Source organism: Sphingomonas sp. 1F27F7B, assembly GCF_005503355.1.
Lineage (GTDB): Bacteria > Pseudomonadota > Alphaproteobacteria > Sphingomonadales > Sphingomonadaceae > Sphingomonas.
The window spans coordinates 69,182-81,631 of the sequence record NZ_SCMK01000002.1 but is presented as its reverse complement, the minus strand read 5'-3'; the positions used below and the strand labels follow the sequence as shown (position 1 = coordinate 81,631).

Sequence of the window (12,450 nt, the reverse complement as noted above, 5' to 3'; positions counted from 1 at the left end):
TCAAAAGCGTTCCACGTGGAACAGGCTATTTGCCGATGCAGAAGCGACCGAACAGCGCGTCCAGCATCGCCTCGACATCTGCGCGCCCCGTGATCGCATCAAAGGCACGCATGGCGCTGCGCAGCTGCTCCGCGATCAGGAGCAAGTCGCTCTCCTGCGCGGCAGCGCGCAACGCAGCAGCTGCGCCTTGCGAGAGCACGCGCTGACGGGTGTTGAGCGCCATCTGATCGGGCGGCGGAAGCATGCCGGCGGCAAGCGCGGCCATCGCACCCCACAGCACCTCCACCCCCTCGCCGGTAAGCGATGATAGCGACACCCGGTCGGCGCCGGCTGCGCGCTCCGGCAAGTCGGCGCGTGGATTGAGCCAAAGGAGGCGATCGTGTTTCGGCGGCGTCTCGTCTCCGAGCCAGAGCAGAATATCTGCCTCGGCCTGCGCCGCCTGGGCGCGAGCGATGCCGATCGCTTCGATCTCGTCGCCTGGCGATGCCGCCAAACCGGCCGTATCGATCAGCAGCCAGGCGATTCCGCCGCGCACGATCGGCGCTTCGATCCGGTCGCGCGTGGTGCCGGAAATCGGGGAGACGATGGCGGCGTCCCGCCCGGCCAGCACGTTGAGCAACGACGACTTGCCCGCATTGGGCGGGCCGGCAAGCACCACGCGGATCCCGTCCCGCAACCGCTCTACCGGCGGTCGATCCGCCACTATCTCGATATCCGTCGCCAGCGCCGCGGCGTCCGACCGGATCGCCGGAAGCAGTGCGGCATCGGCCACGTCGTCCTCATCGCTATGATCGAGCTCGGCCTCGACGCGTGCGGCAAGCATCAGCAGCCGATCCGTCCAGCCTTGCACCGCCCGGCGCACCGCCCCTTCGGCGGATCGGATCGCGGACCGGCGCTGCGCCTCGGTCTCGGCCATCAGCAGGTCGCCCAGCCCCTCCGCCTCGCTCAGATCGATCCGGCCGTGCAACAGCGCGCGGCGGGTGAACTCGCCGGGCTCGGCCGATCGGAGGCCCGGCCGGGCAGCCAGGACCGCCTCGACTGCCCGGACCACGGCGCGGCCGCCATGGAGGTGAAATTCGGCAAGATCCTCCCCCGTCGCGCTCCGCGGGCCCGGGAAGCAGAGTATGATCGCGCGATCGAGCAAATTGCCGTCGGCAGGATCGCGGAGCGCCCGCACCGCGGCCCGGCGCGGCTCCGGAACGTCGCCGGCGAGATCGCGCACCAGTTCGAAGGCCCGCGATCCGCTCACGCGCAGCACGGCGATCGCGGCGGGAAGCGCGCCGCTCGATACCGCGTAGATCGTATCCATTACTTCTCGGTCTTGCCCCCGGTTCCGGCATCGAACATCGCGCGCCAGAAGCCCATGCCGGCCTCGCTCATCGGCGCCCAGCTTTGCAGCATCGCCCTGAACGCTTCGGGGCTACCCTGCTTGTCGATCGCATCCACCATCATCGCGACATAGCGCTCGTGCACCGGGGCGAGGTCCGGCAGCCCCATGGCGCGACGCGCTTCCTCGGGGGTGCAATCCACCTCGACATTGATCTTCATGGCCGTCTCCGTTGCGCGGGCAGCACTGCGGCTGCTAGTTCGAATCCATGTATGCGCGCGACCATGCCGTGATCGCAACGCCCATCGCCCCGTTCGGATCGAAGGCGACGAAGCCGTGCCGATCGCGATCCGGATCCGGGCACGCCTGGTTCGACGGGGAGCCGTCCCCGCTCATGCCACGTGGACCGGGAACTGACGGACCCAAGACCAAATCCTGGCTGCTCGATCACGAGCGGCGCCATGCCGGAAGGACATTGTCATGAGCGAGATGATCAACATCGAGACGATCGACGGGAGCGGCAGCTTCCAGGCCTATGTCGCCCATCCCGAAGGCGCGCCGCGCGCTGCAATTATCGTGATCCAGGAGATTTTCGGAGTGAACCCCGGCATCCGCCGGAAGTGCGACGACTGGGCAGCCAAGGGCTATCTCAGCCTCGCACCCGACCTGTTCTGGCGATTGGAGCCCGGCATCCAGCTCGATCCAGACGTGCCCGAACAATTCCAGCAGGCGCTCGGACTGATGGGCAAATTCAACCAGGACGCCGGCATCCGCGACATCGAAGCAACGATCAGGCGCGCCCGGGCGCTGCTCGGCGATGGCGGCAAGGTCGGCGTGGTCGGCTTCTGCCTGGGCGGCCGCCTGGCATTCATGACCGCGACGCGCACCGACAGCGATGCAAGCGTCGGCTATTACGGCGTGGGCATCGACAATCTGCTCGGCGAGAAGCACGGCATCGCCCACCCGGTACTTCTCCACATCCCGCAGGCCGATCATTTCGTCGGCCCGGAAACACAGGCGGCGATGCACGCCGGGCTGGACGATCACCCCAAGGTGACGCTGTTCGACTATCCCGGCGAGGATCACGGCTTTGCCGACACCTTCGGCAAGCGCCGCTCGGACGAATCAGCCAAGCTGGCGGATGGCCGGACAGCAGAGTTCTTTGCGAAGAATCTGGGGTAACGACTTGAAATACATGTGCTGAGGAAGGCTACATGTCTTCCTCGGCACATTGGGGAGGTGCCTGCCCTCGTCTCGAATGAACCCATGCTTCCTGCGGCTCGAACAGACAAGCATGCCATGGCTGGTCCGTCAGGGGGACGCCATCGACATCGAGGCCGATCCCCCGAACCCCTTAGAAGAAGCTGACGATCCCCGGCGTCTCATGCGTCCCCACCCAGCCCTCATAGATCATCCGGAAGGCGACGAAGACGATGACGATGAGGCCGAGATAGGCGATCCACGGATAGCGGTTGATCAGCTTGGCGATCAGGTTGGCAGCGATACCCATCAGCGCCACCGAGAGCAGCAGGCCGACGACCAGGATACCAGGATGCTGGCGCGCCGCGCCTGCAACGGCGAGGACATTGTCGAGGCTCATCGAGACATCGGCGACCGCGACTGCCCAGGCGGCGGCGGCGAAGCTCCTGGCCGGCTTCAGGCCCGATTCGACTTCGTCGGCATGCGGCCCGCCTTCGCGGATCTCGCGCCAGAACTTCCAGCTCACCCAGAGCAGCAACAGCCCACCCGCGAAGATCAGCCCGACGATTCCCATCAGCCAGCTGACGATCAGCGCGAACAGGATGCGCAGGAGGAGCGCCGCGCCGATACCGATCAGGATCACTTTCTTGCGCTGGTCCGCCGGCAAGCCCGCGGCGAGCGCGCCGACGACGATCGCATTGTCGCCCGCCAGCACCAGGTCGATCATCAGCACAGAGCCGAAGGCAGCGAGCGCGGACGGATCGCCCAGGTTCGAGAAATCGGCCAGGATGTGCTGCCAGATATCGGCCGGAGAACCGAGACCCGTTGCGGCGGCGCTAAGGAGCATGTCGAGCATGGTTAAGCCCTAGCGTGCCCGGAGCCGCATGCAAGATGCATGTATTCCGCGGGAGCGATGACGTTCAGGCGACATGGAAAAGGCCCGGCGATATCGCCAGGCCTTCACCCGATTCCGATCCCTTCCCCGCAAGGGAAAGGCAGAGATTACTGATTCATCGAGTCGAAGAAGTCCTCGTTGGTCTTCGAATCCTTCATCTTGTCGAGCAGGAACTCCATCGCATCGACGGTGCCCATCTGCATCAGGATCCGGCGCAGCACCCACATCTTGGTGAGCTTGGACTTGTCGACGAGCAATTCTTCCTTGCGAGTGCCCGACTTGCCGACATCGAGCGCCGGGAAGATGCGCTTGTCGGCCACCTTCCGGTCGAGGACGATTTCCGAGTTGCCGGTGCCCTTGAACTCTTCGAAGATGACTTCGTCCATGCGGCTGCCGGTGTCGATCAGCGCCGTGGCGATGATCGAGAGCGAGCCGCCCTCTTCGATGTTGCGTGCGGCGCCGAAGAAGCGCTTGGGGCGCTGCAGCGCATTGGCATCGACACCGCCGGTCAGCACTTTGCCCGAGGATGGAACCACGGTGTTGTAGGCACGGCCGAGGCGCGTGATCGAATCGAGCAGGATCACCACGTCCTTCTTGTGCTCGACCAGGCGCTTGGCCTTCTCGATCACCATTTCGGAGACCTGGACGTGGCGCTGGGCCGGCTCGTCGAAAGTCGAGCTGATCACTTCGCCCTTCACCGAGCGCTGCATGTCGGTGACTTCCTCGGGACGCTCGTCGATGAGCAGCACGATGAGGAAGACCTCGGGATGATTGTCGGTGATCGCCTTGGCGATGTTCTGGAGCAGCACGGTCTTGCCGACGCGAGGCGGCGCGACGATCAGCGCGCGCTGGCCCTTGCCCTGGGGTGCGACGATGTCGATCACGCGCGCCGACTTGTCCTTGATCGTCGGATCGAGGCTGTCGAGCGTCAGCTTCTGCTCGGGATAGAGCGGGGTGAGATTGTCGAAATTGACGCGGTGGCGAACCGCATCGGGATCGTCGAAATTGACCGAGACCAGCCGGGTCAGGGCGAAATAGCGCTCGCCGTCCTTCGGCGCGCGAATCTCGCCTTCCACCGTGTCGCCGGTGCGCAGGCCGAACTTGCGCACCTGGTTGGGCGAGACATAGATGTCGTCGGGGCCGGCGAGATAGTTCGCCTCGGGGCTACGCAGGAAGCCGAAGCCGTCGGGCAGCACTTCGATCGTGCCCTCGCCCATGATCTGGTCGCCCTGCTCGGCCTGTGCCTTGAGGATCGCGAAGAGCAGATCCTGCTTGCGCAAAGTCGAAGCGCTCTCGACACCGAGCTCCTCGGCCATCGAGACCAGTTCGGCGGGGGCTTTCTTCTTGAGGTCCTTGAGGTGCATTTGGAGTCCGGGTGTCTGGATTGCTTGGGGAGAGCGTCGGTCGGCGGTACGGTCGCGCGCGAATAACGATGCTTGGAGGAGGGATGGTCCGGTGACCCAGGCCACAACGCCGAATTAGGTGTGGCCCTGACCCAAGTCAACCGGTCTCCGCGGTCTGGGATGCGCTTTTGCGGCAAGCCTCATCTTGCGGGAGGCGGATAGCTTGCGCAACTATGTTACGCAAAGTGTCAGAAAGGCTTCACGACCGCGAGGATGACGATCAGGATTACCGCCAGCGCGGGCAACTCGCCAAGCATGCGCAGCCGCCGCGCGGGGATGCCGCCCTGCCCCTTGGCGAGCTTCTTCGAATAGGCGACCGCCCACCCGTGGAATCCGGAAAGCAGCAGTACGATCAGTAGCTTGGCGTGCAACCAGCCCAGGCCGGACCCGCCCTCGAACAGCCCGAGATTGGCGGCGAGCGCCAGGCCGAGCAGCCAGACGACGACGATCGAAGGCGTGAGGATCATCCGGCGCAGCAGCACCTCGCGCTTCGCCCAGGCCGCGGCTTCGGGCGTGCCGAGCGCCTCCTGGTGATGGACGAGATAGCGCGGCAGCAGGAACAGGCCGGCCATCCAGAAGATCACGAAGATGATGTGGAACGCCTTGACCCAGAGATAGGCGCCGCCCAGGAATCCAGTCATGCTCGCCTCCGCTCGCGGGCCGCCATCAGCGCCTCCTGATCCGTGCCAGCAACTGCTCGACATGCGCAATCGGCGTGTCCTGCTGGATCCCGTGGCCGAGATTGAACACATGCGGCCGGCTTGGAAAGGCCAAAAGGATCCGGTCGATCGCGCGGTCGAGCGTCTCGCCTCCGGCGATCAACGCCAGCGGATCGAGATTGCCCTGCACCGGCAACCCGCCGGGCAGCACGGCGTCGGCCCAGGCGGGATCGACCGTCTCGTCGAGCCCGATCGCATCGACCCCGGTCTCGCGCGCATAGGCGGGAAGCTTGCCGCCGGCGCCCTTGGGGAAGCCGATCACCGGCGCCCGGCCCTTCACCGCGGCCGCGATCCGGGCAGTCGGCGCGATCACCCAGCGCTCGAACTGTTCGGGCGAGAGGCTGCCCGCCCAGCTGTCGAACAATTGCACGGCCTCGACGCCGGCATCGATCTGCGCCTTCAGATAGTCGATCGTGCAATCGACGATGCGATCGACCAGCGCCTGCATGAGTCCGGGATCCGCATGGGCGAGCCGGCGCGCCTCCGCCTGCTCGCGGCTCCCCTGTCCGGCGATCATATAGGTGGCGACGGTCCAGGGACTGCCTGCGAAGCCCAGGAAGGTCACTCCGGGATCGAGGGTGGCCCGTACCTGCCGGACGGTCTCATATATGGGCTCCAGGGCCTCAGGACGCGATTCAAGGGCATCCAGGACCTGGCGGGTCGTCATCGTCGGCGCCAGGCGTGGTCCCTCGCCGGCTTCGAACCAGAGTTTCTGGCCCAGCGCCATCGGCACCATCAATATGTCGGAGAACAGGATCGCACCGTCCATGCCGAAGCGGCGGATCGGCTGGAGCGTGATCTCGGCGGCGGCGTACGGGTCGAGCGCCAGTTCGAGGAAGCCGCCCTTCTCGGCTCGGAGCGCGCGATATTCGGGGAGGTAGCGGCCGGCCTGGCGCATGAGCCACACGGGCGGAATCTCCTGTCGAACGCCTTTCAGCGTCTCGAGCAGCTTCTTGGTTCGGGGAGCGGTCAGGGCCTCGGTCCTAAAACTATTAAAAGAGAATCTAGGAATTGTTGGAGTCTGTTGGCGCGTGAAAACCGGGGCTTATGCATTCGTCCGCAACTTGCCAACAGATTGACTCCGGCAGCCTCTCGGGAGTCTCCGGATTCGCCGGCACTGTCCCCGTTTTCAACAGGCTGTGGATCGGAATCACAAGCTGGGGACGGGCATGTGGACGAATCACCAGCGGGAGTCATCGAACTGACCCGATTGGTTCGTGCGGCGGGTTGCGCTAGTGGCTGTGCGCCATGTTCTCCACAGATTCACCCACGGCCTGAATGCGGCTCCACCTCCACCTCCTTTCCGATTCCACCGGCGAGACGCTGGAGAACATCGCCAAGGCGGCACTCGCCCAATATGACGATGTGGAGACGCTGCGCCATTTCTGGCCGATGGTGCGCAGCGAGCCGCATCTCGAACGGATCCTGCAGGAGATCGCGCAGAATCCCGGGCTGGTGCTCTACACGCTGGTGAACCCGGAGATCCGCCGCACGCTGGAGAGCCGTTGCCGGGCCATGGGACTGCCGGCGATCGCGCCGCTCGATCCGGTCAACCACGCGCTCTCCAACCTGCTCGGCCAGGAAGCGAAGGCGCGGCCGGGCCGCCAGCATACCCTGGACGCCGCCTATTTCGCGCGCGTCGACGCGATCCAGTTCACGATCGCGCATGACGACGGGCTGCTCGCGGAGGATTGGGAGGAGGCCGACATCCTCCTCGCCGGCGTCTCCCGCTCGTCCAAGACGCCGACATCGATCTATCTGGCGAACCGCGGCTATAAGACCGCGAACATCCCGATCGTGGTCGAATCGCCGCCGCCGCCCGAGCTGTTCGACTTGAAGCATCCGCTGATCGTCGGCCTCACCACCAGCGCCGACCGGCTGATCCAGATCCGCCGCAACCGGCTGCTCTCGCTGAACCAGGCGCCCGAGACGAGCTATGTCGACCAGGACTCGGTGTCGCGCGAAGTCGCCTATGCGCGGCGGATGTTCGCCGACAATGGCTGGCCGGTAATCGACGTGACGCGCCGCTCGATCGAGGAGACTGCCGCGGCGATCATTCAGCTCTGCAACGAGCGGACGCTCGAAAAGGGAAAACCATGAAGTTCGTACTCGCTTCGCAAAGCGCCTCGCGCCGGGCGATGCTCGATGCCGCCGGCGTGCCGCATGCGGCCGTGGCGGCGCAGGTCGACGAGGCTTCGGCGAAGGAATCGCTGATCGCCGGCGGCATATCCCCGCGCGATCTTGCCGATGCACTGGCCGAACTCAAGGCATTGAAGGTCTCGGGCCTGGTACCGGCGGCGCTGGTGCTGGGCGGCGACTCGCTGGTTGCGCTTGGGGACGGATCGCTGCTCGACAAGCCGGAGAGCCGTGAGCAGGCGGCGGATCATCTGCGCCGCATGTCGGGCCGGACCCACGATATCTACAGCGCCGCGGTGATCGCCGAGGGCGGCCGCGCGGTGTGGCGCCATGTCGATCGCGCGCGGCTGCACGTCCGCCCGCTCTCCGAGACGTTCATCGCGGAGTATCTCGACATCGAATGGCCGGCGATTGCCGGCTGTGTCGGCTGTTTCCGGATCGAGGGGCCCGGCGTCCAGCTGTTCAACCGGACGGAGGGCAGCCAGTTCACCATCCTCGGCATGCCGTTGCTGCCGATCCTCGACTATCTGCGCATCCGGGGGATATTGACGTCATGACAGTCTATGCCGAAGTGATCGGCGACCCCATCGCCCAGTCCAAGTCGCCGCTGATCCATGGCTTCTGGCTGGCCCAGCTCGGCATCGCGGCCGAATATCGCCGCGCGCACGTGAAGCCCGAGGAACTGGCCGGCTATTTCGAATCGCGCCGGGCGGATCCCGACTGGCGCGGCTGCAACATCACCCTGCCTCACAAACAGGCCGCGCTCGAGTTCGTCGAGGATCGCGGTGGCATCCGCCAGTCGATCGGCGCGATCAACACGGTGGTGCGGGCGGAGGACGGCGCGCTGGTCGGCACCAACACCGATGCCGGCGGCTTCTATGCTCCGATCGCCGGCCTGGACCTCGACGGCAAGCATGCAGTGGTGATCGGTGCTGGCGGCGCGGCGCGGGCGATCCTGTTCGCGCTGTCCAAGGTCGGAATCGGGCGCGTGACCCTGCTCAACCGCAACGTGCTGAAGGGCGCGGCGCTGTTGTCGGGCTTCGGGATCAAGGGCGAGGCGCTGCCGCTCGCTGCCAAGCTGCCGCCGGCAGCGCTGCTGGTGAATGCCAGCCCGCTCGGCATGGTGGGCCAGCCGCCGCTCGCGATTGACCTGTCGCCATTGCCTGAGGACGCGGTGGTCTATGACGCAGTCTATGCGCCGCTCGAGACCGGCCTGCTCGCCCAGGCGCGCGACCGCGAGCTTGACACGGTGGACGGGCTCGAGATGCTGGTCGGCCAGGCTGCGCTCGCCTTTGAGCTGTTCTTCGGCGCCGAGCCGCCGCGCGACCGCGACATGGAGCTGCGCGAGCTTCTGTTGACGTCATGATCACCTTGGGCCTCACCGGGTCGATCGGCATGGGCAAGTCGACCGTGGCGGCGATGTTCGCAGAAAGCGGCGTGCCGGTGTTCGATGCCGATGTCGAAGTCCACAAGCTCCAGGGGCCGGACGGCGCGGCGGTCGCGGCGATCGAGGCGGCGTTCCCGGATACCACCAGCGAGCTCGGCGTGAATCGCACGCTGCTGCGCGAGGCCGTGATGGCCGATCCCACCGCCTTTGCCCGGCTGGAAGCGATCCTGCACCCCGCCGTGGCCACGAAGCGGGAGGCGTTTCTCCAGGCGAATCGCGATGCGCCGCTGGTGGTGCTCGACGTGCCCCTGTTGTTCGAGGCAGGCGGGTGGCGCCATGTCGACAGGATTGCCGTGGTCTCAGCGCCCGCCGAGGTGCAGCGCGAGCGCGTGCTTGCCCGCCCCGGCATGACCCCGGAGCGATTCGAAGCGATTCTCGCCCGTCAGCTGCCCGACTCGGAGAAGCGCGCGCGCGCCGATTTCGTGATCCCCACCGGCGTGCCGATCGGGGAGACGCGCGCGGTGGTCCGTGATGTCATCGCTTGCCTAGCGGGCCGCGTGGGAGGATAAGGTTCCCATGCGTGAAATCGTGTTCGACACCGAAACCACCGGGCTCAGCTTCTCGGGTGGTGACCGGCTGGTCGAGATCGGGTGCGTCGAGCTGGTCAACCGGGTGATGACCGGCCGCACCTACCACGCCTATATCAATCCCCAGCGCCCGATGCCGATCGAGGCGTTCAACGTCCACGGCCTGTCGGACGTGTTCCTCTCCGACAAGCCGCTGTTCGCGGACGTGGTCGAGGACATGCTGGAATTCATCGGCGACAGCCCGATGATCGCGCACAACGCCAATTTCGACTTCGGCTTCATCAATGGCGAGCTGACGCGCAACGGCCGGCCGATCGTCGACTTGGGCCGCATGGTCGACACGCTGGCGATCGCCCGCGTCAAGCATCCCGGCGCCAAGCATACGCTTGACGCGCTCTGCACCCGCTACGGCATCGACCTCACCCAGCGCACGCTGCACGGCGCGCTGATCGACGCTTCGCTGCTGGCCCAGGTCTATGTCGAGCTCACCGGCGGGCGGCAGATCACGCTCGGCTTGGCCGTGGACGCGCCGGCGGCGCGCGAGACCGCGGCCGAGGCGCCGGCGCGCGTGCATGCGCGCCCGGCGCGCCAATTTACGGCCAGCGCGGCGGAACTCGAACGCCACGCGGCCTTTCTCTCTAAGATGGAGGACCCGCTCTGGGGCGTCGCCCCGGCCAGTTGACTCCCGGCATTTGCCGGCGGTCGATCGGTTCGGACCCGCACCAGCCAGGGTCCTCGGTACAAAGTGGAGGTGAACAATGGACATCCGGGTTTCTGGGCATCAGGTCGAGACCGGCGCCGCGCTCAAGGCGCAGGTCAACGAACGGCTCCAGGGGATTGCGGGCAAATATTTCTCGCGCGCGATCTCGTCCCAGGCGACCTTCGGCAAGGGGCCGCACGACAACGGGTTCACCTGCGACATCGTGATGCACGTCACCCAGGGCCTCGTCCTCAAGGCGACGAACAAGGGCATGGAGGCGCATGGCGCGTTCGACGGCGCGGCCGATCGGATCGACAAGCAGCTGCGCCGCTATACGCGCCGGCTGAAGGATCGCCAGAACGGCGTGGTCAACGCGTTCGCCGAGAATGGCGCCTATGACAACAATGCCGGCTACACGCTCTTCCAGGAAACAGTGGACGAAGACGAGCCGGTAGATGCGCCGCTGATCATCGCGGAGACCCGAGTCGACGTGCCCGATGCCACGGTTTCGGATGCAGTCATGATGCTCGACCTGCGGAATACCAATGCGCTGCTCTTCCGAAATAGCGCGACAGGGGCCCATAACATGGTCTATCGGCGCGGCGACGGGACGATCGGATGGGTGGAACCCAATCGCGCCGCCTGAGTATTAAGGCAGGCCCCCGGGGGGCGGACCTCAACTGGAATATCGATGACGACCATCAGTGACTTGCTCGTGCCGGAGGCAGTGCTCTCCGGCGTGAGCGCTGCCAGCAAGAAGGCGCTCTTCACGGCGCTGGGTGCCGCCGCGGCCGAGGCTTATGGCCTCGACGCGCGTGCCGTTTCCGAAACCCTCGCCGAGCGCGAGAAGCTGGGTTCGACCGGCTTCGGCGCCGGCATCGCCATTCCGCACGGCAAGCTGGATGCGATCCGCCGCGTCTGCGGCGTGTTCGTGCGACTGGAGAAGCCGGTCGATTTCGGCGCGGTGGACGAGTTGCCCGTCGATCTCGTCTTCATGCTGCTCTCGCCGGTGGGCGCGGGTGCCGAGCATCTGAAGGCGCTAGCCTGCGTCTCGCGCTGCCTGCGCGACAAGGCGATCGCCGCCAAGCTGCGCGGCGCCGGATCGCGCGATGCGCTCTATGCGCTGCTCGCGGGCGTGGAGGCGCGTGACGCAGCCTGAGGAGCCCATCGGGGCGAAGGCGCATTTCCGTGCGCTCGAATCCCTCTATGCCGCGGCGCCGATCAATCGGCTGTTCGAGTCCGTGCTCGAGATTCCGGAAGCCGGTGTCGCGCGCATCCGTTTCACGATCGACGAACGTTATTTCCACGCCGCCGGCGCGGCGCACGGCACGAGCTATTTCAAGATGCTCGACGATGCCGCCTTCTATGCGGTGAACAGCCTCGTCACCGATCGCTTCGTGCTGACCACGCAGTTCAACCTGCTGCTCACCAAGCCGCTCGGCCCCGGGCCGGTGGTGGCGGAGGGGCGCTGGGTCAGCGGGCAGCGGCGCGTGTTCGTCGCCGAGGCGCGGCTGATCGATGCGACCGGTGAGGAAGCGGCGCGCGGCACGGGCACCTTCATGCGCTCGCGCATCCCGCTCGCCTCGCTTCCCGGATATCGTCAGGGCTGATGGCGCGGATCGCCACCGGCGTGCTGGTCAATGCGCTGATCCGCCGTGCCGAGGGCGCCGGCGGCGGCGCGATGGTGCTGGCCAGGGGCGATGCGACTGCCGGTGCGATCCTGCTCCTGCTGGTCGAGCGCGGCGGCAATCCGCGCTTCGCCGAGCGTGGTCTCGGGCCTGACGGAACGCCCGCGCTGGTCGCGTCGTGCCCACGCGAATTCGCCGATGAGGGCGAGGTCACCGCCTATTGGCGCCGTCGCCGCGAGCGCGATTCCGACCTCTGGGTAGTCGAACTGGACATCGCGGATGCGGAACGCTTCGCCGCTGAAACGATCGCGATGAATTGACATGTAGGACATGGACGGCGAAAGGCGGCGCCTATTATCAATCGCGTTGTGCCTACCGGGGTGTGAAGTCGGTCGGTTACGCAGTCGGGGGGGAAGCCCGGCGGTCCAATAAAGAAAACGGGCCGGCCGCGCACCAACCGCACAGCAA

General features: G+C 66.2%; 16 protein-coding genes. 10 read left to right on the top strand and 6 right to left on the bottom strand.

The annotated features are described in order from the left end of the window. Nucleotides 1-25: 25 nt before the first annotated feature. Nucleotides 26-1,309: a tRNA uridine-5-carboxymethylaminomethyl(34) synthesis GTPase MnmE gene (gene mnmE, locus FFS08_RS02120; protein WP_137862826.1), complete on the bottom strand. Its 1,284-nt coding sequence runs from the start codon at nucleotides 1,307-1,309 to the stop codon at nucleotides 26-28. Beyond that, nucleotides 1,309-1,548, bottom strand: coding sequence for a DUF6489 family protein (locus tag FFS08_RS02115; protein ID WP_137862827.1), 240 nt, complete (start codon nucleotides 1,546-1,548; stop codon nucleotides 1,309-1,311). Before FFS08_RS02115 ends, mnmE begins: the two co-directional genes overlap by 1 nt. 259 nt (nucleotides 1,549-1,807) lie before the next feature. Here FFS08_RS02115 and FFS08_RS02110 point away from each other — a divergent pair, with 259 nt between their 5' ends. Beyond that, nucleotides 1,808-2,509, top strand: coding sequence for a dienelactone hydrolase family protein (locus FFS08_RS02110; RefSeq protein WP_137862828.1), 702 nt, complete (start codon nucleotides 1,808-1,810; stop codon nucleotides 2,507-2,509). 172 nt (nucleotides 2,510-2,681) lie between these two features. Here FFS08_RS02110 and FFS08_RS02105 read toward each other — a convergent pair whose 3' ends face one another. From FFS08_RS02105 to hemE, 4 genes are all read right to left on the bottom strand, one after another. Then, nucleotides 2,682-3,383 (bottom strand): TerC family protein, encoded by a 702-nt coding sequence (locus FFS08_RS02105; RefSeq protein ID WP_137862829.1) that lies wholly within the window; start codon nucleotides 3,381-3,383, stop codon nucleotides 2,682-2,684. Nucleotides 3,384-3,529: 146 nt separating this feature from the next. Continuing rightward, a complete protein-coding gene (gene rho, locus FFS08_RS02100; RefSeq protein ID WP_137862830.1) occupies nucleotides 3,530-4,786 on the bottom strand; it encodes a transcription termination factor Rho in 1,257 nt (418 codons plus the stop codon). Between the two features lie 227 nt (nucleotides 4,787-5,013). Beyond that, nucleotides 5,014-5,466, bottom strand: coding sequence for a CopD family protein (locus FFS08_RS02095; RefSeq protein ID WP_137862831.1), 453 nt, complete (start codon nucleotides 5,464-5,466; stop codon nucleotides 5,014-5,016). A 25-nt stretch (nucleotides 5,467-5,491) separates the two neighbouring features. Further along, nucleotides 5,492-6,517, bottom strand: a complete 1,026-nt coding sequence (gene hemE / locus FFS08_RS02090; RefSeq protein WP_137862832.1) for a uroporphyrinogen decarboxylase — start codon at nucleotides 6,515-6,517, stop codon at nucleotides 5,492-5,494. Nucleotides 6,518-6,822: 305 nt separating this feature from the next. On the opposite strand from hemE, the gene FFS08_RS02085 reads away from it, so the two are divergent. The 9 genes from FFS08_RS02085 to FFS08_RS02045 all read left to right on the top strand — a co-directional run bounded on the left by FFS08_RS02085 (nucleotide 6,823) and on the right by FFS08_RS02045 (nucleotide 12,302). Next, complete coding sequence (locus tag FFS08_RS02085) at nucleotides 6,823-7,644, top strand: pyruvate, water dikinase regulatory protein (RefSeq protein ID WP_137862833.1); 822 nt, start codon at nucleotides 6,823-6,825, stop codon at nucleotides 7,642-7,644. Beyond that, nucleotides 7,641-8,237 carry a Maf family protein gene (locus tag FFS08_RS02080; protein ID WP_137862834.1) on the top strand — a complete coding sequence of 199 codons (597 nt, stop codon included), beginning with the start codon at nucleotides 7,641-7,643 and terminating at the stop codon, nucleotides 8,235-8,237. The genes FFS08_RS02085 and FFS08_RS02080 overlap by 4 nt, the downstream gene beginning before the upstream one ends. Then, nucleotides 8,234-9,046: a shikimate dehydrogenase gene (gene aroE, locus FFS08_RS02075; protein ID WP_137862835.1), complete on the top strand. Its 813-nt coding sequence runs from the start codon at nucleotides 8,234-8,236 to the stop codon at nucleotides 9,044-9,046. Before FFS08_RS02080 ends, aroE begins: the two co-directional genes overlap by 4 nt. Then, nucleotides 9,043-9,636: a dephospho-CoA kinase gene (gene coaE / locus FFS08_RS02070; RefSeq protein WP_137862836.1), complete on the top strand. Its 594-nt coding sequence runs from the start codon at nucleotides 9,043-9,045 to the stop codon at nucleotides 9,634-9,636. The genes aroE and coaE overlap by 4 nt, the downstream gene beginning before the upstream one ends. A 7-nt stretch (nucleotides 9,637-9,643) precedes the next feature. Beyond that, entirely contained in the window at nucleotides 9,644-10,336 is a 693-nt protein-coding gene (gene dnaQ, locus FFS08_RS02065) for a DNA polymerase III subunit epsilon (RefSeq protein WP_137862837.1), read from the top strand. A gap of 76 nt (nucleotides 10,337-10,412) precedes the next feature. Further along, entirely contained in the window at nucleotides 10,413-11,000 is a 588-nt protein-coding gene (hpf, locus tag FFS08_RS02060) for a ribosome hibernation-promoting factor, HPF/YfiA family (RefSeq protein WP_086127777.1), read from the top strand. 45 nt (nucleotides 11,001-11,045) lie between these two features. Next, entirely contained in the window at nucleotides 11,046-11,513 is a 468-nt protein-coding gene (locus FFS08_RS02055; RefSeq protein WP_137862838.1) for a PTS sugar transporter subunit IIA, read from the top strand. Then, nucleotides 11,500-11,964, top strand: coding sequence for a PaaI family thioesterase (locus tag FFS08_RS02050; protein WP_249341090.1), 465 nt, complete (start codon nucleotides 11,500-11,502; stop codon nucleotides 11,962-11,964). Before FFS08_RS02055 ends, FFS08_RS02050 begins: the two co-directional genes overlap by 14 nt. After that, nucleotides 11,964-12,302, top strand: a complete 339-nt coding sequence (locus FFS08_RS02045) for a DUF1491 family protein (protein ID WP_137862839.1) — start codon at nucleotides 11,964-11,966, stop codon at nucleotides 12,300-12,302. The genes FFS08_RS02050 and FFS08_RS02045 overlap by 1 nt, the downstream gene beginning before the upstream one ends. Nucleotides 12,303-12,450: the final 148 nt, after the last annotated feature.

What these genes read in the sequence shown, in the direction of transcription:
- FFS08_RS02085 (WP_137862833.1), top strand. Translation starts at nt 6,823, where the DNA reads ATGCGGCTCCACCTCCACCTCCTTTCCGATTCCACCGGCGAGACGCTG.
- dnaQ (WP_137862837.1), top strand. Translation starts at nt 9,644, where the DNA reads ATGCGTGAAATCGTGTTCGACACCGAAACCACCGGGCTCAGCTTCTCG.
- FFS08_RS02115 (WP_137862827.1), bottom strand. Translation starts at nt 1,548, where the DNA reads ATGAAGATCAATGTCGAGGTGGATTGCACCCCCGAGGAAGCGCGTCGC.
- FFS08_RS02110 (WP_137862828.1), top strand. Translation starts at nt 1,808, where the DNA reads ATGAGCGAGATGATCAACATCGAGACGATCGACGGGAGCGGCAGCTTC.
- FFS08_RS02105 (WP_137862829.1), bottom strand. Translation starts at nt 3,383, where the DNA reads ATGCTCGACATGCTCCTTAGCGCCGCCGCAACGGGTCTCGGTTCTCCG.
- rho (WP_137862830.1), bottom strand. Translation starts at nt 4,786, where the DNA reads ATGCACCTCAAGGACCTCAAGAAGAAAGCCCCCGCCGAACTGGTCTCG.
- mnmE (WP_137862826.1), bottom strand. Translation starts at nt 1,309, where the DNA reads ATGGATACGATCTACGCGGTATCGAGCGGCGCGCTTCCCGCCGCGATC.
- FFS08_RS02045 (WP_137862839.1), top strand. Translation starts at nt 11,964, where the DNA reads ATGGCGCGGATCGCCACCGGCGTGCTGGTCAATGCGCTGATCCGCCGT.
- aroE (WP_137862835.1), top strand. Translation starts at nt 8,234, where the DNA reads ATGACAGTCTATGCCGAAGTGATCGGCGACCCCATCGCCCAGTCCAAG.
- FFS08_RS02095 (WP_137862831.1), bottom strand. Translation starts at nt 5,466, where the DNA reads ATGACTGGATTCCTGGGCGGCGCCTATCTCTGGGTCAAGGCGTTCCAC.
- coaE (WP_137862836.1), top strand. Translation starts at nt 9,043, where the DNA reads ATGATCACCTTGGGCCTCACCGGGTCGATCGGCATGGGCAAGTCGACC.
- hpf (WP_086127777.1), top strand. Translation starts at nt 10,413, where the DNA reads ATGGACATCCGGGTTTCTGGGCATCAGGTCGAGACCGGCGCCGCGCTC.
- FFS08_RS02055 (WP_137862838.1), top strand. Translation starts at nt 11,046, where the DNA reads ATGACGACCATCAGTGACTTGCTCGTGCCGGAGGCAGTGCTCTCCGGC.
- FFS08_RS02080 (WP_137862834.1), top strand. Translation starts at nt 7,641, where the DNA reads ATGAAGTTCGTACTCGCTTCGCAAAGCGCCTCGCGCCGGGCGATGCTC.